This window comes from Enterobacter cloacae complex sp. HYC033_NIDB, assembly GCF_056673335.1.
On record NZ_CP115123.1, the window covers coordinates 564667 to 588391 of the forward strand.

Sequence of the window (23725 nt, forward strand, 5' to 3'; positions counted from 1 at the left end):
CGATATGACCATAATGGAAGCCGACCTGCATCAGCTGAAAATCAACGACCCGTTTCTTGGTCAGTACCAACGGCTGGTCCGCGATGTGGTGATCCCCTACCAGTGGGATGCGCTTAACGATCGCGTGGCGGAGGCCGAACCCAGCCACGCCATCGCCAACTTCCGCATCGCCGCCGGTCTGGAACAGGGGGAGTTCTACGGGATGGTCTTTCAGGACAGCGACGTGGCGAAATGGCTCGAAGCCGTGGCGTGGTCGCTGTGCCAGAAGCCGGATGCTGAACTGGAAAAAACCGCCGACGAGGTGATCGCGCTGGTCGCAGCGGCGCAGTGCGAAGATGGCTATCTCAATACCTATTTCACGGTGAAAGCACCGGCCGAGCGCTGGACCAATCTGGCCGAATGCCACGAACTGTACTGCGCCGGACATATGATTGAAGCGGGCGTGGCGTATTTCCAGGGAACCGGAAAACGCCGCCTGCTGGACGTGGTGTGCAGGCTGGCGGATCATATCGACAGCGTGTTTGGCCCGGGCGAAAACCAGCTGCACGGTTACCCTGGCCACCCGGAAATCGAGCTGGCGCTGATGCGGCTGTACGACGTCACGCAGGAGCAACGCTATCTCAATCTGGTGAAATACTTTATTGAGGAACGCGGCGCGCAGCCTCACTTCTACGATATCGAATACGAGAAGCGCGGCAGAACGTCATACTGGAACACCTATGGCCCGGCGTGGATGGTCAAGGACAAAGCCTACAGCCAGGCGCATCTGCCCCTTGCGGAACAACAAACGGCCATCGGCCACGCCGTGCGTTTTGTCTATCTGATGGCGGGCATGGCACATCTGGCGCGCCTGAGCTGCGACGAGGGGAAACGTCAGGATTGCCTGCGGCTGTGGAACAACATGGCACAGCGCCAGCTGTACATCACCGGCGGGATTGGCTCCCAAAGCAGCGGCGAGGCGTTCAGCAGCGATTACGATCTGCCCAACGATACGGTCTACGCCGAAAGCTGCGCCTCCATCGGCCTGATGATGTTTGCCCGCCGGATGCTGGAGATGGAGGCGGACGGCCACTACGCCGACGTGATGGAGCGCGCGCTGTACAACACGGTGCTGGGCGGCATGGCGCTGGATGGTAAGCATTTCTTTTATGTGAATCCGCTGGAAGTGCACCCGAAAACCCTGGCCTTTAACCATATCTATGACCACGTCAAACCGGTGCGCCAGCGCTGGTTCGGCTGCGCCTGTTGCCCGCCGAATATTGCGCGCGTGCTGACCTCGCTGGGGCACTACATTTATACCGTTCGCCCGGACGCGCTGTTGATCAACCTGTACGTGGGGAACGACGTCGCCATTCCGGTTGGGGATAACATCCTCCAGCTGCGGATTAGCGGGAACTATCCGTGGCATGAGCAGGTGAAAATCGAGATTACCTCACCAGTTCCGGTGACTCACACGCTGGCCCTGAGGCTGCCGGACTGGTGTGCGGAACCGGCTGTTTCGCTCAATGGTCAGGCCATTACAGGCGAGGTCTCCCGTGGATACTTATACCTCAACCGAAGCTGGCAGGAAGGCGACACGCTGACGCTGACGTTACCGATGCCGGTCCGCCGCGTGTACGGCAACCCGCAGGTGCGCCAGCAGGCGGGGAAAGTCGCATTGCAGCGTGGACCGCTGGTTTACTGCCTGGAAGAAGCCGATAACGGCGCAAATCTGCATAACCTTTCTTTGCCCCAGGACAGCGCGTTTCGGGTATTTGAAGGCAAAGGCATTTTCGCGCACAAGATGCTGATACAGGCGGAAGGGATCGGGTGTCAGGCGAAGGACACTGATGCCCTGTGGCAGTACGACCACTCGCCGGTAGAACGTCAGCCCCGGACGCTGACCTTTATTCCGTGGTTCAGCTGGGCAAACCGGGGAGAAGGGGAAATGCGGATATGGGCGGATGAAAGCTGAATAACTGCGGCCTGTTGCCCTCACCCCAGCCCTCTCCCACGGGAGAGGGCTAATGCTACGGCAGCACGCGACGTGCTGCCTCGGCCAGAAATGCGCTTCGATTGCCGAATTGAGGATGCTCGCTGACAAAGGAATCAATCTTCACCAGCAAACGTCGAGGCATCGTGATGTTGATGCGTTCGGCTCTGCCGTCGAATTGCTTCATATTAATATCCACCAGCAACCATTGCCCGCCTGTGAAGTCGTCAGGTTGATTTTCAAGGTGCACTTCGACACTACCCGGGAGAGGCAATGCTTCATCCATTTCAAACAGCGCTTCGAAGTGCGCCGTGAGCGCATCACGTGCATCCTGAAAAGCGTCATCAAGTGAATCCCCCGCAAAAAAACATCCCGGAACGTCGGGGAAGAAACCGCTGGCGCTACCGTCGGAATCAGAATGAATGTAAGCCGGATAAAACATAACTACTCCTGATATCAGTGTTTAATGCCCGCCTGTCGCCAGATCTGTGCGAGAGTGCCCGGTTTAATGTCCTTTTTAGGATGCGGAACGGTTACCAACCCTTTTTGCACTGGATGGCGAAACTGATGATGGCTTCCCTTCGTTCTTACACATTTCCAGCCATGGCTAACCAGAACAGCAATGATATCCGCACTTTTCACATCCCAACCCTTCCCTGATTATACACATGATACACACCACCACTACTGGATTGAATGACATTAGCGCATTAAAAAAGGCAGTGCAGCCAGGCTTTGTCGAAACAGGAAGAGGCGTCGAGAAAAGAAGAAGGAGGCATGTCATGTTGCAGATAAAAATGCGGACACTCTCGTAGGCCGGGTAAGGCGAAGCCGCCACCCGGCTTTAACCCGGCTCAGGTCACCCCACCCGGAACGGCCTGAGCCCGGAGATTAAAACAGCCCCAGCGGTTTATCTGAGTAGCTGACTAACAGACATTTCGTTTGCTGGTAGTGCTCCAGCATCATCTTATGGGTTTCACGCCCGATGCCCGACTGCTTGTAGCCGCCAAACGCCGCATGAGCCGGATAGGCGTGATAGCAGTTTGTCCATACGCGTCCGGCCTGAATGCCGCGGCCCATTTTATAGGCCAGATTACCGTTACGACTCCAGACGCCCGCCCCCAGGCCATACTGCGTGTCGTTGGCGAGCTCCAGCGCCTCGTCCATGGTTTTAAACGTGGTGACGGCCAGCACCGGTCCAAAAATTTCCTCCTGGAAAACGCGCATGTTGTTCTTACCGAACAGGATGGTCGGCTCAAGGTAGTAACCCTCCTGCAAATCGCCGCCCAGCACCTTACGACGACCGCCGGTCAACACATCGGCCCCCTCTTTTTTGCCGATATCAATATAGTTGAGGATGGTTTCCAGCTGGCCATGCGATACCTGCGCTCCCATCTGGGTGACGTTATCCAGCGGATTACCGCTGCGAATCGACTCCACGCGCCGGATCGCCCGCTCCATAAAGCGCTCATAAATGGATTCCTGCACCAGCGCGCGGCTCGGACAGGTGCAGACTTCACCCTGGTTGAACGCGAACAGGGCAAACCCTTCCAGCGCTTTGTCGAAGAAGGCGTCCTCTTCATCCATCACGTCGGCAAAGAAGATGTTCGGCGATTTCCCGCCCAGCTCCAGGGTGACCGGAATGATGTTCTGGGTCGCGTACTGCATGATCTGCTGACCCACTTCCGTTGAGCCGGTAAACGCCACTTTAGCAATACGCTTTGAAGTAGCCAGATATTCGCCGATCTCTCCCCCGGCCCCGTTGACCACGTTAATGACCCCCGGCGGCAACAGGTCGCCAATCACCTCCATCAGCAGCAGTACCGAAAGCGGCGTTAAGCGTGCAGGTTTTAGCACCACGCAGTTACCCGCCGCCAGCGCGGGCGCCATTTTCCAGCTCGCCATCAACAGCGGGAAGTTCCACGGAATAATTTGCCCCACCACGCCGAGCGGCTCGTGGAAGTGATACGCCACGGTATCTTTGTCAACTTCACTTATTCCCCCCTCCTGGGCACGAATGCAGGACGCAAAATAGCGGAAATGGTCAATCGCCAGCGGCACGTCCGCCGCCATGGTTTCCCGGATCGGCTTGCCGTTGTCCCACGTTTCCGCGGTCGCCAGCAGCTCCAGATTCTGCTCCATCCGATCGGCGATTTTGAACAAAATGGCCGCTCTGTCCTGAACTGACGTTTGTCCCCACTTATCTTTCGCCTTATGCGCCGCATCCAGCGCTAAATCGATATCCCGCTTGCCCGAACTGGCAATTTCACACAGCGGCTGGCCGGTAACGGGCGTCAGGTTGGAATAGTATTCACCGTCGACGGGCGCCACCCAGTCGCCGCCGATAAAGTTGTCATAGCGGGGCTTCAGCTTAAGAGGAAAACCATACTCGCCTGGCTGGATACGCGATGAGGGAGGATTGTTTGTCATGACCGTCTCCTTGCAGTAGGTGTACAACAAGGGTAGTTCCGGCTGGTGATTTTCTCGCCAGTCGGTAACGGGTTTACGAGCCGTATCACGGATTACCGTACTTTACGTTTCGTTTCTGCCGCCGGAGCCATACTTAATAGCTCAGGGGCTCATGAGGAACAATGCAATGCAGCTATTTATCGGCTTTGACGTGGGCGGAACCCACATCAAACACGGCGTGATCAACGAAAACGGCGAAGAACTGACATCCGATGAATATGATACGCCTGACGATGAAAGCACCTTCAAACAGAAGTGGAAAGCGGTGGTGGATAAGTACCGCCAGGAGCATGAGATCGTCGGCATCGGCGTGAGTTTTCCGGGCCACATCAATCACCATACCGGCGAAGCGGCCAAGGCCGGGGCGCTGGATTACCTTGACGGTGAAAACCTGTGCGAGCTTTTCGCACAGCTGACCGATCTCCCCGTAACAACCGAAAATGACGCCAACTGCGCGGCGCTGGGCGAACGCTGGCAGGGCGCTGGTAAGGACTATGAGCATTTTGTCTGCATCACCATCGGCACCGGCATCGGCGGCGGTATCGTCATGGAGGGCGATCTTTACCGTGGGTCGCACTACCGGGCGGGTGAGTTTGGCGTGCTGCCCGTTGGCAACAACGGCGAGCCGATGCACGAAGTGGCGTCCGCCAGCGGCCTGATGAAAGCCTGCCGCCGCGCGCTGGCCGTGTCGGAAGATGAGATGCCTGACGGTGAGGAGCTGTTTAAACGCATGGACAGTGACGTGCATCTGCGTGAGGCCATAGAAGAGTGGGCGCATTTCCTCTCGCGGGGCATCTACAGCGTGATCTCCATGTTTGATCCGCAGGCGGTGCTGATTGGCGGCGGCATTAGCGAGCAGGAGAAAATCTATCTCCTGCTGGATAAATACCTACAGCGATTCGAGGAGTGGGAAGCGCTCCGGGTGCCCATCCTTCCCTGCGAGCTGGGTAACCAGGCGGGAAGGCTGGGCGCGGTCTGGCTGGCTAAGCAGAAACAGGCGCGCAGCGCTTAACGTTTACGGAAATAACTGCGCGTCGCGTAGCACATGGTCATTGCCACGACGACGCGTAAACCCGATGCGGTTGAAATACTCCAGGATCTGAATCGCCAGTTTGCGTCCCACGTTCAGCCGATCGCGGAAGTCTGCGGCGCAGGTTGATCCGCGCGCCTGATCCAGCTCCCGGATCAGGTTCGCAAATGCCACGATCCGATCGTTGCGGTAATAACGATCTTTCACGATCGCCACAATCATCCCCTGCTGCGCCGCATGGCGCAGTACCTGACGCATCAGCTGCTCATCGGTATTGGTTTCACGCGCCAGATCGCGCACCCACCACGGTTCATCGCCAAACAGCGCCGCCACTTTTTGCCAGACCGCGTCCTGCTCAGCGGTAAAACCGGCCTTGTGTTCCGGCAGGTGCAGCCAGCCGTGATGACTTGCAATCACGCCGCTTTCACGCATGTTTTCAATCAGCAACAGCACCAGCGCGTCGTCTTCCATGGGCAACGCCATGCGCCGCAGACGTTCACGACCCGGACCGGGCTCATCCTGATGCTGTTCATGGTAGGTCGCCAGCGTGCTCAGCACTTTGCGCTGCCAGCGCGCCGCCACCGGCGCGTTCAGCAGGCTGTTCCCGGCCTGAATAAAACCTGGCTCCTGCGTCAGAAGACGCAATCCTTCGCCGCTGAGCTGGCGCGCCCAGGCGAACGCCGCCAGATCCACCGCACCACGCTCAAGGTGGATATCTAACGCAGACTTATCATCGCGGGCCTGGGCCAGTGCGGCCAGCCACTGTAAATACTCGGGCTTACGCTTGCCGCGACGGGGCGGATCCAGCATGACCACGCGCGCGCCCGCCAGCGTTTCCCGCGCCGAAATATCGCGCAGAACCAGGCGGTCGTTATCCGCCAGCCAGAGCGGGGAGTCGAACACCAGTTCGGCGAGATCGTTTTCCAGCAGCGACACGCGTCCGGTGATGTGGCTGGCCGCGTGGTGGATATGCAGCGGCTGCCACTGGGTCAGCGGGGTATGGGTCTGGAGAGAAACGATGATCCGTTCAGAAGGCTCCGGCGGCGCGTCGGCCAGCAGCCAGTCGCCGCGGTTAAGCTGGTCTTTTTCGGCATCACCGGCAATATTCAGCGCGATACGCTGCCCGGCGTGGGCCTGTTCCACCGGCTGGTTTTGCGCGTGAAGCCCGCGCACGCGCATCGGTTTGTTCACGCCCGTCAGCCACAGGGTATCGCCCACGTTCACTTCGCCGCTCAGCGCGGTGCCGGTCACCACCAGCCCAGCCCCTTTCACGGTAAATGCCCTGTCGATCGCCAGACGGAAGCGGTGATGGCTGGCATGTTCACGAGACGGGATCTGCTGCAAATGGTCGCGAAGAGCGTCGATACCGCGGCCTTCTGTCGCCACGGTGACAAACAGTGCGGCATCCCTAAAACCGTACTCACTCAGCGCCGCCAGCACCTCTTCACGCACCTCGTCGATACGCGCCTCATCCACACGGTCCGCTTTGGTGAGGGCGACGGTCAACTGCGGGTTTCCCGTCAGCTGGAGGATCGCCAGATGCTCGCGCGTTTGCGCCATCACCCCGTCATCGCACGCGACCACCAGCAGGGCGTGATCGATCCCGCCCACGCCCGCGAGCATATTGGAAAGAAACTTCTCGTGGCCGGGCACGTCGATAAAGCCCAGCACGCGACCGTCGGGCTGCGGCCAGTAGGCGTAACCCAGGTCAATGGTCATGCCGCGCTTTTTCTCTTCCGGCAGGCGATCGGCATTCACGCCCGTAATGGCCTGCAATAACGTGGTTTTGCCGTGGTCAACATGACCGGCGGTGGCAATAATCATTTCAACATCATCTCCAGAAACCGCACTTCATCTTCCAGACAGCGTAAATCCAGCCACATGCGCCCGTCACCGATCCGGCCAATCACCGGCGTCGGTAATGCGCGCCAGCGCGCCGACAGCGCCTCAAGCTGGCTTCCGCGTCCGTCGCGCGGGGTGAACGTCAGCGCTTCGCTCGGTAACCTGTCCACCGGCAGCGAGCCGCTGCCAATTTGCGACAGGCAAGGCTCGATACGAACGTCAAACTCAGGGTAATGAGGAGCAACCTGCGGCAGTAGCGCTTCCGCCTGCGCGCGAATGGAGGCCGCATCACGGCTCAGCAAACGCAACGTGGGCAGGCGGTCAGCCAGTTTCTCCGGGTGGAGATAGAGCCGCAGCGTGGCTTCCAGCGCGGCCAGCGTCATTTTATCGGCACGCAGGGCGCGCTTCAGCGGGTGCTGCTGTAGCTGCGCAATCAGCTCGCGCCTGCCGACGATAATCCCCGCCTGCGGCCCGCCCAGCAGTTTATCACCGGAGAAACTGACCAGGCTTACGCCCGCGGCAACCATTTCCTGCACCATGGGCTCTTTCGGCAGACCGTACTGGCGCATATCCACCAGCGACCCGCTGCCGAGATCGGCAATCACCGGCACGTTTAGCTCGCGCCCGATGGCGGCCAGTTCGGCCTCTTCCACCGTTTTGGTGAACCCCTCAATATGGTAATTGCTGGTATGCACTTTCATCAGCAGGGCGGTGTTTTCATTCACCGCCGCGCGATAATCTTTTGCATGGGTACGGTTGGTTGTGCCCACTTCATGCAGCGTGCAGCCCGCCTGGCGCATGACGTCCGGAATACGAAACGCCCCGCCGATCTCCACCAGCTCGCCGCGAGAGACGACAACCTCTTTTCCGCTCGCGGTGGCCGCCAGCATTAACAGCACCGCCGCCGCGTTGTTATTCACAATGCAGGCATCTTCCGCGCCGGTGATCTGGCAGAGAAGATCCGCCAGTGCGCGATCGCGATGCCCACGCCCGGCGCCGTCCAGATCGTACTCCAGCGTCACCGGCGAGCGCATGGCACGGGTGACGGCCTCTGTTGCCTCTTCGGCCTGCTGTGCCCGGCCCAGATTGGTGTGCAGAACCGTGCCTGTCAGGTTAATAACCGGGCGCAACGCGCTTTGCCCGTGCTTGCTCAGCCTGCGTTCAACTTCCTGCGCCCACGCCACGCACCAGCCGGGTAGCGCGTTCTCAGCCTGAATATGGCGACGCGCATCGTCCTGAAGCTGGCGTAGCATGTCGACCGTTGCAGTATGGCCAAACTGCTCCAGCACCGCAGTGATGCGCGGGTCACGAAGCAGTCGATCGGTAGCGGGGATCTGGCTGTAGAGGGAATGATGAGTAGTCATGAATGCGCCTGGCGAGTAAATATCTTCCCCCCTCCCGACGGGAGAGGGAGTTAACATGTGGGGGGATTGTACCGCCTCCCGCCAGGAAGTGTTATAACCCGCATCAAGCCTTTGGCGGTTCAGTCCGGGCAAAACTTTCGCGCTGGAAGAGCGTCTCCGCCAGTTTGACCAGCAGCGGACGATCCACGCACCAGCCCGGCGAGACGCGGCGGAAATTGAGGTAGCCAATGGCGCAGGCGATGGCGATCGTCGCCAGATTCAGGCTATCGCTCTGAATTTTCCCGTCGCGGATCAGCTGTTCGCACATATCCAGGCTGCGGCTGATTTTTTCGCGCTGGCGCAGCAGCTCATTTTCTGACTGCTGGGCGGCGGGCCTTGCCTGCTCGCGTACGGACGTCAATGCCGCATCCATAATGCCATCCGCCAGGGCTTCAATTTGCTTCATCGCCAGCGCTGCTTTTGGATCCGCCGGCAGCATGGCTGGCGCAACGCCAAGCAGTTCGATGTACTCCGCAATGATCGGGGAATCAAACCAGTAATCGCCCTCGTCCGTTACCAGCGCCGGGACTTTCCCCAGCGGGTTGTACTGCGCAACGCCGTTCTCTGCGTTGTAGGGCTGTTCATTTACGAATTCAAATTCAATCCCTTTCTCCAGCAGGAGAATCGAAATCTTACGCACGAAAGGACTGGTATAACTGCCGATGAGTTTCATTGCTTATCCTTAATGCCCACAAAGAGGTCAGTATGGATCAAGCCGTGGAAAAAGGCAGGTGCGCGTATCGCATTCCTGCCATGAGGGGATACGGGAGAAATCTGCATAAAAATATTTTGTGAATAAAATCACAATCTGGAAACAAACAACCAACTTAACATTGTGATGCAAATCACAAAACACCGCCCATTTTGGCGTAATTCTGAGCGATGTATTTTTTTTACACACTCGTTATGTGATCGCGATCACTTCATTAATGTCCTCACCCCCTACATTCATGTGATTCAGATCACACAAAATTTCACTGTCTGGACAGTTGAACGATTCAGTGCCAGATTTCACAGCATCAGAACAGGGCCCGGCTACCTCTGCCGCCGCACATTAACGATAAACCTCGGGCCACAAGCCTAAGCGTAAACATAAGAAGGGGTGTTTTATGTCATCCGATTTCAAGATCAAAGTGCAAAGCTTTGGTCGTTTCCTCAGCAACATGGTGATGCCAAATATCGGCGCGTTTATCGCGTGGGGTATTATCACCGCATTATTTATTCCGACAGGGTGGTTGCCTAACGAAACGCTGGCAAAACTTGTTGGCCCAATGATTACCTATCTCCTGCCACTGCTCATCGGTTATACCGGTGGTCGTCTGGTGGGCGGTGACCGCGGTGGCGTCGTGGGTGCCATCACAACCATGGGGGTGATCGTCGGTGCGGATATGCCGATGTTCCTCGGTGCGATGATTGCCGGTCCTCTGGGCGGCTGGGCAATCAAGAAATTCGACGTCTGGGTTGATGGCAAGATCAAATCCGGCTTCGAAATGCTGGTGAACAACTTCTCTGCGGGCATCATCGGGATGATCCTCGCCATTCTGGCATTCCTCGGCATTGGCCCGGCGGTTGAAGTGCTGTCCAAGCTGCTGGCGGCGGGCGTTAACTTCATGGTGGCGCACGACATGCTGCCGCTGGCGTCTATCTTTGTTGAACCAGCGAAAATCCTGTTCCTGAACAACGCCATCAACCACGGTATCTTCTCACCGCTGGGTATTCAGCAGTCACACGATCTCGGCAAGTCCATCTTCTTCCTGATTGAAGCGAACCCGGGTCCAGGTATGGGCGTTCTGCTGGCGTACATGTTCTTTGGTCGCGGCAGCGCGAAACAGTCTGCTGGCGGCGCGGCGATCATTCACTTCCTGGGCGGTATTCACGAAATTTACTTCCCGTATGTGCTGATGAACCCACGTCTGATCCTGGCCGTTATCCTTGGCGGTATGACCGGCGTGTTCACCCTGAGCGTACTGGGCGGTGGTCTGGTGTCTCCTGCTTCTCCAGGCTCTATCCTGGCGGTGCTGGCGATGACCCCGAAAGGCGCCTACTTCGCGAACATCGCGGCGATCTGTGCGGCCATGGCGGTCTCCTTCGTGGCCTCCGCTATCCTGCTGAAAACCAGCAAGGTGAAAGAAGACGACGATATCGAAGCGGCAACCCGTCGTATGCATGACATGAAAGCCGAATCCAAAGGCGCAACGCCGCTGGCGGCGGGTGATGTCTCTAACGACCTGAGCCACGTGCGTAAAATCATCGTGGCCTGTGATGCCGGTATGGGCTCCAGCGCAATGGGTGCGGGCGTACTGCGGAAGAAAGTGCAGGATGCGGGTCTGACCAACATCTCCGTCACCAACAGCGCGATTAACAGCCTGCCGCCGGACGTTGACCTGGTGATCACGCACCGCGATCTGACCGAACGCGCTATGCGTCAGGTACCGCAGGCGCAGCACATTTCCCTGACCAACTTCCTCGACAGCGGCCTGTACGCCAGCCTGACCGAACGCCTGGTGGCGGCGCAGCGCCATGAAGATAACGAAGTGAAAGTGCGTACCAGCCTGCAAGACAGCTTCGACGAGAGCAACGCGCATCTGTTCAAACTGGGCGCTGAAAACATCTTCCTTGGCCGCACGGCGACCAATAAAGAAGAGGCCATTCGCTTCGCCGGTGAGCAGCTGGTGAAAGGCGGCTACGTTCAGCCTGAGTACGTTGAGGCGATGCTGGAACGCGAAAAGCTGACCCCAACCTACCTGGGTGAATCCATCGCGGTTCCGCACGGTACGGTGGAAGCCAAAGACCGCGTGCTGAAAACCGGCGTGGTGTTCTGTCAGTATCCTGATGGCGTGCGCTTCGGTGAAGAAGAGGACGACATCGCCCGTCTGGTGATTGGTATCGCCGCTCGCAACAACGAGCATATCCAGGTGATTACCAGCCTGACCAACGCGCTGGATGACGAAACGGTTATTGAGCGTCTGGCCAACACTACCAGCGTTGAAGAAGTTCTGGCCCTGCTGAACAAGTAACAGCGCCTCTTCCCTCTCCCCCCGGGGAGAGGGCTAGGGTGAGGGGAAAACGTTCCTCACCCCAGCCCTCTCGGGTAAAAACATTGATGAAGGTTAACACTATGAAAGCATTACATTTTGGCGCAGGTAATATCGGTCGTGGCTTTATCGGTAAACTGCTGGCAGACGCGGGCATTACCCTGACATTCGCCGATGTGAATCAGGTGGTTCTGGATGCCCTGAATGCCCGTCATAGCTATCAGGTTCACGTGGTGGGTGAAAACGAACAGGTTGAAACGGTCTCTGGCGTCAACGCGGTAAGCAGCATTGGCGACGACGTGATTGACCTCATCGCGAGCGTTGATCTGGTCACCACCGCCGTGGGTCCGGTGGTGCTTGAGCGTATCGCCCCGGCGGTCGCGAAAGGCCTGGCGAAGCGTAAAGCACAGGGCGTTGAAACGCCGCTGAACATCATCGCCTGTGAAAACATGGTGCGCGGCACCACGCAGCTGAAAGGCCACGTTCTTGCGACCGTCGCAGACGAAGATAAAGCCTGGGTTGAAGCGCACGTAGGTTTTGTGGATTCCGCCGTGGATCGCATCGTTCCGCCGTCAGCATCCGCCACCAACGACCCGCTGGAAGTGACCGTGGAAACCTTCAGCGAGTGGATCGTTGATAAAACCCAGTTTAAGGGCGCGCTGCCGACCATTCCGGGAATGGAATTAACCGATAACCTGATGGCATTTGTCGAACGTAAACTCTTCACGCTGAACACCGGGCATGCTATAACCGCGTACCTCGGAAAATTGGCCGGTCATCAGACGATTCGTGACGCGATCCTCGATGAGAACATCCGTGCGGTGGTCAAAGGGGCAATGGAAGAGAGCGGCGCGGTGCTGATCAAACGCTACGGTTTTGATGCTGATAAACACGCGGCATACATCCAGAAAATCCTCGGTCGTTTTGAAAACCCGTATCTGAAAGATGACGTTGAGCGCGTGGGTCGTCAGCCGCTGCGTAAACTAAGCGCGGGCGACCGCCTGATTAAACCGCTGCTGGGCACGCTGGAATACGGCCTGCCGCACGCTAACCTGGTGAAGGGCATCGCTGCCGCCATGCACTACCGCAGCGAGCAGGACCCGCAGGCGATTGAGCTGGCTCAGCTGATTGATGACAAAGGCGCGCAGGCTGCGCTGGCGCAGATCTCCGGTCTGGATGCCAACAGTGACGTAGTTGCGGAGGCGGTCAGCGCATACAACGCAACCAAATGATGCAGAGTCCGGCGCAGGTTAGCCTGCGCCCGAATAACAGATTGTCAGATATGCAGGCAATAATGGAACAAACCCAGGCCTTTGAAAATCGTGTGCTTGAGCGTCTGAATGCTGGCAAAACCGTACGAAGCTTCCTGATTGCCGCCGTCGAGCTGTTAACCGAGGCGGTGAACATTCTGGTGCTTCAGGTGTTTCGCAAAGACGACTACGCGGTAAAGTATGCTGTAGAACCGTTACTGGACGGAGACGGACCGCTGGGCGATTTATCGGTACGGCTGAAGCTGATTTACGGTCTTGGCGTGCTGAACCGCCAGGAGTATGAAGACGCCGAGCTGTTAATGGCGCTGCGCGAAGAGCTCAATCATGACGGTAATGAGTACACCTTTACCGATGATGAGATACTGGGGCCCTTCGGCGAACTGCACTGCGTATCCGCGCTCCCTCCCGCACCTCAGTTTGATAACAGCGACCCTGAGCTGTACGCGATGCAAAAGCTGCGTTATCAACAGGTTGTGCGCTCCACCATGGTGCTTTCCCTGACTGAGCTGATTTCTAAAATCAGCTTAAAAAAAGCGTTTCAGAAGTAAGCCCGCACACATTGGTGTATCCTTCCCTGTAAATTCCCCGTTTTCAGAGTTATTTGTCATGAAAGAAGTCGAAAAGAACGAAATTAAACGCCTGAGCGACCGTCTGGATCTGATCCGCCATCAGATGGCTGGCCTCTCCCTGGTCGATTCCGCCGAGAAATATGCCGAGCTGGAAAAAGAGTCCGTGAAGCTGGAGGCGGAAATTGAACGCCTGCGCGAAGTGAAAGGCCAGAAGCTGAGTAAAGAAGCGCAGAAGCTGATGAACATGCCGCATCGCCGCGCGATCACCAAAAAAGAGCAGGCCGACATGGGCAAGCTGAAGAAAAGCGTCCGTGGCCTGGTGGTGGTGCACCCGATGACTGAGCTTGGCCGCGAAATGGGTCTGAAAGAGATGACGGGTTTTTGTAAGACCGCGTTCTGATCGTCCTCCCCTGCCGCTGCGGCAGGGGAAACTCAGTTGTAAATCAGGTTAAACGTCGCCATCGCATCCGCTTTTCCCGCCGTCACGTTCTCTTCCGTCTGAATGTAATGCGCATCAAACCAGAAGGTTTGCGTCTGGTTATCCCCTACTTGCCCAAGCGCCGACACCTGCGGGGTATTCCACGGTACCACCTGCCCCTGAACCGAACCGGTATTGTCACCGTAAAGCAGTTCGATCCCGACACCGCTGGCGCTATCCTCCTGCTTCGTCAACGCCAGCGCCCGATCGTTGCCCGGCGTGGTATCGCCAAAGAAACCCATCTTCACCGCCGTGTTATTTTCGCAGGTCACCGGAATGCTGAAGCGTCCGCCTCCGGCGCGGGAGCCGATGCCGTGAAATTCACGCTGGCTCACGCTCCCCATGGGAACAAGAATGCTGCGAGAGCCCACTGAACAGCTGGTACGCCTGACGGTGAAGCTGGCGAGATGGATCTGTACCGGTGTCGCCACGTTGGTGGCGCTGGCTTGATTTTCTCCCGCCTGCAATATCAGCGATCCGACATTTTGCTCCTGGGAATTGGCGTTATCATCAGGCATGGCGCTGGTCGTCGGAATTTTGTAAAACACCACCCAGAACTGCATTTTGTACATTGAGGCGCTGGCAAAGGCGGGGTTTTGCGATGCGTCGCAAATGCGCCGGGACTCATTGCCATTCACCTGACTTGTGCCGTCAATATAGCGTACCGCATCGGCGCCACAGTACTGCTGTTCCCGGAACCCCAGCGCGTAGCCGATGCCGTCGATCTGAGTTTTATAGACGTGACGTGACGCGCCGTCTTCACCCACCACGGTGCCGACGGGGTTATCCACGTCGACAAAGCCGATACTGCGCCAGGCATCATTCCCGCCATCACAGCTGTAGAAATCCGCCCCGGTAGACTGTATCGGCGCAGATATCGGCGTCCAGTCCGCCGTGCCGGGCGCATACCCAATGGCATAAGGCACCTGAACGACCCACTGATCGCGCGTGGTGCGGCAAGGTGAGGTCTGAGCATGGGCATGAAAACTCAGCATGCCAAAAAGCGAAAGAAGGCTCAGATAGAAAAACCAGTGAATAAAACGACGCATGATATTCCTCTAATGGCACTCAACGGACAGCGTGGCGATACCGGGGGCCATATGCGCTTTTCCCAGTCTGAAAGGTGTCTGGCATTGCTGCTGCTCCCCGTTTTCATACCAGGTGACGCGCAGGGTGCCACGCTCTGGTACGCCGCTCAGGTAGGCCTGACCGCCGTCAGCGACCATGCTTCGGTTTGCAGAATGGCGGTTCTGCTCCACCACTTCAGCCTGTGCGCCAAACGGCAACGGTTCGCCGTGGTAGCGCAGGGAAAACAGAACGCGATAACCAATGTGGGTTTTGTAATTGGCCAGCACCACCGCGCCGCTGGTGGGAATGAGCGTCAGACCGCTCTGCTCAACGTCGACGTTCTCACCCAGCGTCGCCGTATCAAGGCTGACAGTATTTTTGCGGTACGCCGAGAGCGTTGGCATGACCGCATAGCCGCGGCTGTCGGTGTGGATCCCGTTGTAGCCCTCCGGCTCAACGTTCGCCGCACCGGGCACGCGCAGCAGGGCGACGGTATCGCCCAGCGGCTGGCTAAGCGTGACGCCATACTGCGTGGCGATAACGCCTCCGGCGAGTCCGAGGCTCGCGTTGCTACCGCTTCGGCTGTGGTCATAACCGAGGCTGACGTTGCCGTAGCCACCGTTGTATTGCAGCGCCAGGCTGGTACTGTCGGCTTGTCCCTCGCTGGCCTTACTCTGCTGAACGCTGTAATTCAGGTTGCGGTTCGCCAGCGCACTGCCGTTGAGTGACACCTGCTGCGTGGTCATCCCACGATTGTTGTGGTTGATGAAGTAACTGACCGAGCTGTCCGGTAACCAGTGACCAAGCGGAACATTGACGTTAAACGACACGGTGCGATCGGGATGCTGCTCAAGCGCTGAGTCGGTGTAGTCATACCCCGCGCCCCAGGTAATGCCCCGCCAGCTGGTGTACCAGCCAATGTGGATGGTTTTATCCTGCCCGGACGTATGCCAGTAATCCTGCATCCATGCCGAGACGCTGAGGCTGCCGAACTGACCCAGCGTCTGTGAAAAGGTGACCTGCGAGCGGCTACGGCGATTATTGAGTTGCAGCTGTTGGCTGTCAGACTGATTCAGTTCACTAAATTCATAGTAATTGCGCGAGGCATAGCGATAACTCGCCAGGTTGAAGGCGGTGCCGGTAGCGCTGAAATCTTTCTGGTACTGAATGCGCCACGCCTGCCCCATCGCGCTTTTGCCGTCGGGTAAACGGCTTTTTGCCAGCGTATCGTCAATGCCCAGCGAGCCGAATGCGCCAAACCCTCTGCCTACGCCAATAGCACCGGCCTGATAGTTGCTCGCCGTACGAAAGCCGCCATACACCGTCATCCTGGAGAGCAGACCGTAGAAGAAAGCGCCTTCAACAAACTCAGGCGAACGCGCATCGCCGGAGCCGGAGTGAAATCGTCCGGCATTGAGGCTGTATTTCAGGCTGCCCTGGCGTCGCATAAACGGCACCGCAGAATAGGGTTGGGTAAAGACGCGCGTTGAGCCGTCACTTTCCGTGATCGTAACCTGTAGATCGCCACTTTGTGCGCCCGGGAACAGATCGTTAATGATAAATGGCCCGGCGGCCACCCAGGTTTCATAGATCACATAGCCATTTTGCGAAACGGAGACTTTAGCGAAGCTGTGTGCGACGCCGCGGATGGTTGGTGCGAAGCCGCGCTGGCTGTCGGGCAACATGCTTTCGCTTGATGAGAGCTGTACCCCGCGAAACGCCACGCTATCGAAGACGTCGCCTGCGGTCCAGGCATCGCCGATCCGTAGCTGGCTGTTAAGACGGCGAATATCCCGGGTCAGCCAGCTACTTTGCGACTGAAAGTGGTCGCCGCCCGCGTCGCTGTGGCTCCAGGCCGAAGTATTGCGCAACCGCCACGCCCCCAGATTGATGCCGTTACGCAGGCTCAGATAGCTGGATGTCGTGACCCCGCTCTGATGACGGGCCTGACCGCCCGACAGACTGTAATCAGTAAAGGCCGCCGGGATACCATCGTCCCACTGCGACTGCGGCACGTAGCCACGGCTGCGGTGTTTCATCGCCGCCTGCGGCAGGCTGAGAAAAAGACGCTGCTGGTTGAAATCATAAGAGGTTCGCGCTGCCGGAATATAATCCTCGAGGTGCGTGAACGTTTCTCCCTCCCGCAACCGTGAGAATGCAGGAATGGCCCTGACATTTACCCCAAGCGCTTCCAGCAGCGATACGCTAAAAACGGGTTGCAGGCTGCCTTTCTCATTGACGAAGGTGATCTCCTGATGCCGCTCCTCGCGTCCGTTAATCTCCAGCGTCACGAGCCAGGTGCCTGGCATCTGCCCGCCCTTTTCAGAGAAATAGTGCAGATCCGCCGTTTTCTGTTCGGTAGAGGAAAGCTCCAGCGCGGCGGGATCAAAGTAATCCTCGGCCATCCCCGCGCGGCTGAAGCTAAGCAGCAACACCGAAAGCGGCGCGTAACGAAACAGGCGAAAAGACATGGTCTTAAAGAGGCTGGGTGTGGGTGGCGGTGATGGCACCAAAATCATTAATAGCCGACCAGCTTACGCCCCCGGAGGCGGACACAGGCCATTCACGGGTTTCCCCTGGACCGATCATGCCCGGCTGCTCAATTTTATGCCCGCCAACGGACAGTCGATAAAAAGAGACGTAGTATGGCGTCGGGTTGGCGGCCTTAAGCCCTTTTCCCGTCCGCGAAAACGTTATTTTCTGCCAGGCAGTGGCAGCGTCCCCTTTAAGGTTGTCCGGGCGGTAGAAAATTTTAAATTTCGATTTAACGTTAACTTGTAATTCGTTGCTGCTCTCTTTTGGCTTTGGCGCAATCGCTTTAATATCGAGCCAGAATACAGATTCACGATCTGTGGGCAGCGGAGCGCCGGTATATTGAATACGCAGCGTGTTGGTCTGCTCCGGATCAAGTCTGAACAGAGGTGGTGTGACAATAAATGGCGCAGCGTTATTTTTATCCTGCCCATCACCTTCAACCCACGACTGAATAAGATAGGGAACCGCACTTTCCATATTAGAAACAGAAAATGCCACCTCCTTGCTGTGTTGTGGGTATACGATCCGTGTTCCCCCCATTACAACGCCAGCGGAAACTGACGCAGAACTAACCATTAATGCAGTGAGCATAATATACGATAAACGTTTCATCATTATTATCTCTGGAGGTGGCTGAGAGTGAAATCAGTTATAAACCATCAGGAAGTTGGAAACGGCATTGACGTCGCCCGCGTTAATTTCCGACCCGTCTTTGTCGAGAGAGGCATAAAACGTTAATTCAGCATTGCCTTCAGCATCCGGTGCGGTTGTTTCAGATACCGTACCCGGTTTAATCGCGGTGCTGCGATCGCTGTTATAAAGCTTCACGCCGACGCCCGTCGCCATACCTTCGCCTGGGGTAACCTGTAGAAGTGTGTCATTCACCGTATCTTTGGTTCCGTCAAACAGTACCGCAACCGATTCAACCGTCTCCGGGCAGTTCTCAACGTTGATTTTGAACTCACGCGGCGTCGTTTCGCTGTGATCGTCGAAGTAGCTTTTCGCCCACGCGCCGAGGTCTACCGTTTTGCTTTTTGACGCAGGGGTAATATCACAGGAAATAAGGGTGATTTTCCCGGTAAAGTTGATCACGCCGCCTGTGCTCTGCGAGCCAGCGCCTGTATCCAGGGAAGCATTAACGCCAGAATCACTGCTTGCCAGTACTGATTGAGAAGATAACAGCAGCCCCGCCGCGGCAATCGCCAGCGCCACATTTTTGATTTTCATTTGGAACACTTTCCCCTCTGTAAATTAAACAGATATAGACTTGTTGTACCAGGTACAATAACCGCTATAAGGATTTAAAAACGCCACCAATAGGGTTTTAGCAGAATGGGTGACGCGACCTTATAGAATAAAGCAGGGTCCATCCCATGGTGATAATCCGTATATTTTCAGAAGGCCATACACAGATATCCTGCAACTGAGGAAATGACTTCTGGCCGAAAATAACACTGAATACGTTGTGGTTACTAATAAATTTAATGTCTTCTGTAACGTTGCTTCTGAATAAATAGTAAATCATATGCCTTTTAGCGTCTACGTATTGAAAAGCAGTACGCCGCGTCTGTAAACACTCTCGAATTAACACTCAGCTAACAAATTTAACCCCTTTCGATTGCCCTGATAATTATTAATTTGCTTTTAATACCGTAACTAAATTACAAGAGAGCCAACTGATCATTGTTTGATCAATTTATTTCAGAATATTATTAGCCAAAAAATGTCACTTCAGCAAAAAATTCTTGCCCTTTATCCTGAAAAATCACGGTTAAACAGGATATTTCTTTATCGATCAGCAATTGATCGTTTGTAATACACTGTTAAAATCTATATGTGAAATTTACCTTAATTAAAATTTTTTGCTACAGCTTAGATTTCGCATTTTTAACCAAAAAAAATTTTATTTATAGGAAATAAATCACTCTGCTCACATATATACAGCCTTTCAAAAACACAAATAAAGCAAACAAACCTCATTCAATTCACGTAATATTATCACCTCCCCATTTTATTCAACATCTTTTACGCGCCGTATCTGCTCAAAAGGCGAAAGTAATGCCCTCCACCTGACTACCGCTCCCAACGCACACGGTGAGTTGATTTTGCGATTTTGGTCCTACCAATCATGCGTAAAGCTATCCATCGTTCACAGTTTCGATGCGCCACTTCACAAAACCATTGCCGAATAGCAACACTTGGTTAACCATTTATTGCCATTAACCCTACATCACAATATTGGATGGACCACTTTTACACTAAGTGTGACGCTGAGATGAGCAGAGACTCACCCGACGAACACCTGTGTGGTCCTCAGGAGACCTGCATGAGCCTCTGGCAACAAAACTACGATCCGGCCGGGAATATCTGGCTGTCGAGCCTGATCGCATCGCTACCGATCCTGTTCTTCTTCTTTGCGCTGATAAAGCTCAAGCTGAAGGGCTACCTTGCCGCAACGTACACCGTTGCCATCGCCCTGCTGGTGGCGCTGTTCTTCTATAAAATGCCGGTCGATCGCGCGCTGGCCTCCGTGGTGTATGGTTTCTTCTACGGCCTGTGGCCGATTGCTTGGATCATCATCGCCGCCGTCTTTGTCTACAAAATCTCGGTCAAAACCGGGCAGTTCGACATTATTCGCTCGTCGATTCTCTCTATTACACCGGACCAGCGTTTACAGATGCTGATTGTCGGTTTCTCCTTCGGGGCGTTCCTTGAAGGGGCGGCAGGATTTGGCGCGCCGGTGGCGATCACCGCCGCTCTGCTGGTCGGGCTGGGCTTTAACCCGCTGTATGCCGCTGGCCTGTGCCTGATTGTGAACACCGCCCCGGTGGCGTTTGGCGCGATGGGCATTCCGATTCTGGTGGCGGGCCAGGTGACCGGGCTGGACAGCTTCGAGATCGGCCAGATGGTAGGTCGCCAGCTGCCGTTCCTGACCATTATCGTGCTGTTCTGGATCATGGCGATTATGGACGGCTGGCGCGGCGTGAAGGAGACCTGGCCTGCGGTGATGGTAGCGGGCGGTTCGTTCGCCATTGCCCAGTATCTCAGCTCCAACTTCCTCGGCCCGGAACTGCCGGACATCATCTCTTCCCTGGTGTCGCTGGTCTGTCTGACGCTGTTCCTGAAACGCTGGCAGCCGGTGCGCATCTTCCGCTTTGCCGATATGGGTGCCTCACATGTGGATCAGACTCTGGCGCGCACCGGCTATACCGCCGGACAGATTGTGCGCGCATGGTCACCGTTCCTGTTCCTGACCGCCACCGTGACGCTATGGAGCATTCCGCCTTTTAAAGCCCTGTTCGCCCCGGGCGGCGCGCTGTACGACATGGTGATTAATATCTCCGTGCCGTTCCTCGACAAAATGGTCGCCCGTATGCCGCCGGTGGTGCACGACGCCACGCCATATGCGGCAGTGTTTAAGTTCGACTGGTTCTCAGCCACCGGCACGGCCATCCTGTTTGCCGCTATCCTTTCCGTAGTGTGGCTGCGCATGAAGCCTGCCGCCGCGGTGCAGACCTTTGCGGCGACGATTAAAGAGCTGATGCTGCCGATTTACTCCATCGGCATGGTGCTGGCGTTCGCGTTTATTTCGAACTACTCCGGCCTGTCGTCGACGCTGGCGTTAGCGCTGGCGCATACCGGCCACGCGTTTACCTTCTTCTCGCCGTTCCTCGGCTGGCTGGGGGTGTTCCTGACCGGTTCAGATACGTCATCTAACGCCCTGTTTGCCGCCCTACAGGCCACGGCTGCGCAGCAGATTGGCGTCTCGGACGTGCTGCTGGTCGCCGCGAACACCACCGGCGGCGTGACCGGGAAGATGATCTCGCCGCAGTCCATCGCCATTGCCTGTGCCGCGGTGGGGCTGGTAGGCAAAGAGTCGGATCTGTTCCGCTTTACCGTGAAACACAGCCTGATATTTACCTGCATGGTGGGCGTGATCACCACATTGCAGGCCTATGTCTTAACCTGGATGATTCCATGATAGTGATGCCCAGACGCCTGTCCGACGAGATTGCCACTCGCGTACGGGCGCTGATAGAAGAACAACAGCTGGAAGCGGGCATGAGATTGCCCGCCGAGCGTCAGCTTGCCGCTCAGCTTGGCGTGTCGCGCAATTCACTGCGCGAAGCGCTGGCGACGCTGGTCAGCGAAGGGGTGCTGCTGAGCCGTCGCGGCGGCGGCACCTTCGTGCGCTGGCAGCATGACGACTGGTCCGAACAAAACATCGTGCAGCCGCTGAAGACGCTGATGGAAAACGACCCGGACTACAGCTTCGACATCCTCGAAGCGCGTCACGCCATCGAAACCAGCACCGCGTGGCACGCGGCGATGCGGGCAACCGACGCCGACAAAGAGAAGCTCAAAGCCTGTTTTGAAGCCACGCAAAGCAGCGACCCGGACATCGCCTCCCAGGCGGACGTGCGGTTCCATCTGGCGATTGCCGAGGCCTCGCACAACGTGGTCCTGCTGCAAACCATGCGCGGGTTCTTCGACCTGCTGCAATCCTCCGTGAAGCAGAGCCGCCAGCGCATGTATCTGGTGCCGCCGGTGTTTGCCCAGCTGACCGAACAGCACGAGGCGGTGCTCAACGCCATTCTGGCCGCTGATGCCGAGGCCGCGCGCAAGGCGATGATGGCGCATCTCGGCTTCGTGCATACCACCATTAAACGATTCGATGAAGATCAGGCCCGACAGGCGCGTATTACCCGTCTGCCTGGCGAGAGTGATATTTCCAGGGAGAACAAAGCATGATTATTTCAGCAGCCAGTGATTATCGCGCCGCGGCACAGCGCATTTTGCCCCCGTTCCTGTTCCACTACATTGACGGCGGGGCGTATGCCGAATACACCCTGCGCCGCAACGTGGAAGATCTGTCGGAGGTGGCCCTGCGCCAGCGCGTGCTGAAGAATATGTCTGACCTGAGCCTTGAGACGAAGCTGTTTAACGAGACGCTCTCCATGCCGGTAGCGCTCGCACCTGTCGGTTTATGCGGCATGTATGCCCGCCGGGGCGAAGTGCAGGCCGCCGCCGCCGCAGATGCCAAAGGCATTCCGTTTACCCTTTCCACCGTGTCCGTCTGCCCGATTGAAGAAGTCGCCCCGACCATCAAGCGCCCGATGTGGTTCCAGCTGTACGTCCTGCGCGATCGCGGTTTTATGCGTAACGCGCTGGAGCGCGCCAAAGCGGCGGGCTGCTCAACGCTGGTCTTTACCGTCGACATGCCGACCCCCGGCGCGCGCTACCGCGACGCCCACTCCGGCATGAGCGGCCCTAACGCGGCCCTGCGCCGTTACTGGCAGGCGGTGACGCACCCGCAGTGGGCGTGGGATGTCGGGCTGAACGGCCGTCCGCACGATCTGGGCAATATTTCGGCCTACCTCGGTAAACCGACCGGGCTGGAAGATTACATCGGCTGGCTGGCGAACAATTTCGATCCGTCCATCTCATGGAAGGACCTGGAGTGGATCCGCGAATTCTGGGACGGCCCGATGGTGATCAAAGGGATCCTCGACCCGGAAGATGCCCGCGACGCGGTACGTTTTGGCGCCGATGGGATCGTGGTCTCTAACCATGGTGGCCGCCAGCTTGACGGGGTGCTCTCCTCCGCCCGCGCCCTGCCGGCCATTGCCGATGCGGTGAAAGGCGATATTGCAATCCTGGCCGACAGCGGCATCCGTAACGGACTGGACGTGGTGCGCATGATTGCGCTGGGCGCGGACAGCGTGCTGCTGGGTCGTGCGTATCTGTACGCGCTGGCCACCAGCGGCCAGGCGGGCGTGGCGAATCTGCTCAACCTGATCGAGAAAGAGATGAAGGTGGCGATGACCCTGACCGGGGCGAAGTCGATCAGCGAGATCAGCAAAGACTCGCTGGTGCAGGAGCTCAGTAAGTTGCCTGCGGCGCTGGCCCCCCTTTCTCAGGGAAACGCGGCCTGATCTCCCCCGGTTAGCCTCCCCTTCTTCCGCGCCCGATGTCCCCCTCGGGCGCTTTTTTCTGTCGAAAATAACACCTGTGTAACATTCTGGATAAGAAAATTTGACACACCCCGCCCC

General features: G+C 57.0%; 19 protein-coding genes. 9 read left to right on the forward strand and 10 right to left on the reverse strand.

Going from position 1 to position 23725, the window contains the following annotated elements:
* The first annotated feature begins 4 nt into the window (after positions 1-4).
* Positions 5-1954, forward strand: coding sequence for a glycoside hydrolase family 127 protein (locus tag O1721_RS02735; protein ID WP_032649830.1), 1950 nt, complete (start codon positions 5-7; stop codon positions 1952-1954).
* Positions 1955-2009: 55 nt separating this feature from the next.
* Here the strand turns inward: O1721_RS02735 and O1721_RS02740 are convergent, their stop codons facing one another.
* From O1721_RS02740 to aldB, 3 genes are all read right to left on the reverse strand, one after another.
* Entirely contained in the window at positions 2010-2414 is a 405-nt protein-coding gene (locus O1721_RS02740) for a type II toxin-antitoxin system HicB family antitoxin (protein ID WP_023295606.1), read from the reverse strand.
* Between the two features lie 14 nt (positions 2415-2428).
* Positions 2429-2614, reverse strand: a complete 186-nt coding sequence (locus O1721_RS02745; RefSeq protein ID WP_071788668.1) for a type II toxin-antitoxin system HicA family toxin — start codon at positions 2612-2614, stop codon at positions 2429-2431.
* A 249-nt stretch (positions 2615-2863) separates the two neighbouring features.
* Positions 2864-4402 (reverse strand): aldehyde dehydrogenase AldB, encoded by a 1539-nt coding sequence (gene aldB / locus O1721_RS02750; protein WP_006808612.1) that lies wholly within the window; start codon positions 4400-4402, stop codon positions 2864-2866.
* A 166-nt stretch (positions 4403-4568) separates the two neighbouring features.
* Between aldB and O1721_RS02755 the strand changes: the two genes are divergently transcribed.
* Positions 4569-5453, forward strand: a complete 885-nt coding sequence (locus O1721_RS02755) for an ROK family protein (protein WP_003860164.1) — start codon at positions 4569-4571, stop codon at positions 5451-5453.
* Positions 5454-5456: 3 nt separating this feature from the next.
* Here O1721_RS02755 and selB read toward each other — a convergent pair whose 3' ends face one another.
* The 3 genes from selB to O1721_RS02770 form a co-directional block, all read right to left on the reverse strand.
* Positions 5457-7295 carry a selenocysteine-specific translation elongation factor gene (selB, locus tag O1721_RS02760; protein ID WP_017693788.1) on the reverse strand — a complete coding sequence of 613 codons (1839 nt, stop codon included), beginning with the start codon at positions 7293-7295 and terminating at the stop codon, positions 5457-5459.
* Positions 7292-8677 (reverse strand): L-seryl-tRNA(Sec) selenium transferase, encoded by a 1386-nt coding sequence (gene selA, locus O1721_RS02765; protein WP_032649832.1) that lies wholly within the window; start codon positions 8675-8677, stop codon positions 7292-7294. Before selA ends, selB begins: the two co-directional genes overlap by 4 nt.
* Positions 8678-8780: 103 nt before the next feature.
* On the reverse strand, positions 8781-9389 hold the full coding sequence (locus tag O1721_RS02770) for a glutathione S-transferase (protein ID WP_015572763.1): 609 nt from the start codon (positions 9387-9389) through the stop codon (positions 8781-8783).
* Between the two features lie 436 nt (positions 9390-9825).
* Between O1721_RS02770 and O1721_RS02775 the strand changes: the two genes are divergently transcribed.
* The 4 genes from O1721_RS02775 to O1721_RS02790 all read left to right on the forward strand — a co-directional run bounded on the left by O1721_RS02775 (position 9826) and on the right by O1721_RS02790 (position 13991).
* A complete protein-coding gene (locus O1721_RS02775; RefSeq protein ID WP_015572764.1) occupies positions 9826-11733 on the forward strand; it encodes a PTS mannitol transporter subunit IICBA in 1908 nt (635 codons plus the stop codon).
* 101 nt (positions 11734-11834) lie between these two features.
* Positions 11835-12983, forward strand: coding sequence for a mannitol-1-phosphate 5-dehydrogenase (mtlD, locus tag O1721_RS02780; RefSeq protein ID WP_023304617.1), 1149 nt, complete (start codon positions 11835-11837; stop codon positions 12981-12983).
* A complete protein-coding gene (gene mtlR, locus O1721_RS02785) occupies positions 12980-13570 on the forward strand; it encodes a mannitol operon repressor MtlR (protein WP_015572766.1) in 591 nt (196 codons plus the stop codon). Before mtlD ends, mtlR begins: the two co-directional genes overlap by 4 nt.
* A gap of 58 nt (positions 13571-13628) precedes the next feature.
* Positions 13629-13991, forward strand: coding sequence for a YibL family ribosome-associated protein (locus tag O1721_RS02790; protein ID WP_015572767.1), 363 nt, complete (start codon positions 13629-13631; stop codon positions 13989-13991).
* Positions 13992-14023: 32 nt separating this feature from the next.
* On the opposite strand, the gene O1721_RS02795 is transcribed toward O1721_RS02790, so the two are convergent.
* Genes O1721_RS02795 through O1721_RS02810 form a run of 4 tightly spaced genes read right to left on the reverse strand, consistent with a single transcriptional unit; the run spans position 14024 to position 18899 of the window.
* Complete coding sequence (locus O1721_RS02795; RefSeq protein ID WP_032649834.1) at positions 14024-15118, reverse strand: fimbrial protein; 1095 nt, start codon at positions 15116-15118, stop codon at positions 14024-14026.
* A 9-nt stretch (positions 15119-15127) separates the two neighbouring features.
* Entirely contained in the window at positions 15128-17608 is a 2481-nt protein-coding gene (locus O1721_RS02800) for a fimbria/pilus outer membrane usher protein (protein ID WP_032649836.1), read from the reverse strand.
* A 4-nt stretch (positions 17609-17612) separates the two neighbouring features.
* Positions 17613-18287: a fimbrial biogenesis chaperone gene (locus O1721_RS02805; RefSeq protein ID WP_017693782.1), complete on the reverse strand. Its 675-nt coding sequence runs from the start codon at positions 18285-18287 to the stop codon at positions 17613-17615.
* 30 nt (positions 18288-18317) lie between these two features.
* Positions 18318-18899, reverse strand: a complete 582-nt coding sequence (locus tag O1721_RS02810; RefSeq protein WP_015572771.1) for a fimbrial protein — start codon at positions 18897-18899, stop codon at positions 18318-18320.
* Between the two features lie 1099 nt (positions 18900-19998).
* Here O1721_RS02810 and lldP point away from each other — a divergent pair.
* From lldP to lldD, 3 genes are read left to right on the forward strand one after another with little or no spacing between them, the layout of a single operon-like run.
* Positions 19999-21654, forward strand: coding sequence for an L-lactate permease (lldP, locus tag O1721_RS02815; protein WP_003860175.1), 1656 nt, complete (start codon positions 19999-20001; stop codon positions 21652-21654).
* Complete coding sequence (lldR, locus tag O1721_RS02820) at positions 21651-22424, forward strand: transcriptional regulator LldR (protein WP_023295613.1); 774 nt, start codon at positions 21651-21653, stop codon at positions 22422-22424. Before lldP ends, lldR begins: the two co-directional genes overlap by 4 nt.
* Positions 22421-23608, forward strand: a complete 1188-nt coding sequence (lldD, locus tag O1721_RS02825) for a quinone-dependent L-lactate dehydrogenase (RefSeq protein ID WP_006808631.1) — start codon at positions 22421-22423, stop codon at positions 23606-23608. The genes lldR and lldD overlap by 4 nt, the downstream gene beginning before the upstream one ends.
* The last annotated feature ends 117 nt before the right edge of the window (positions 23609-23725 follow it).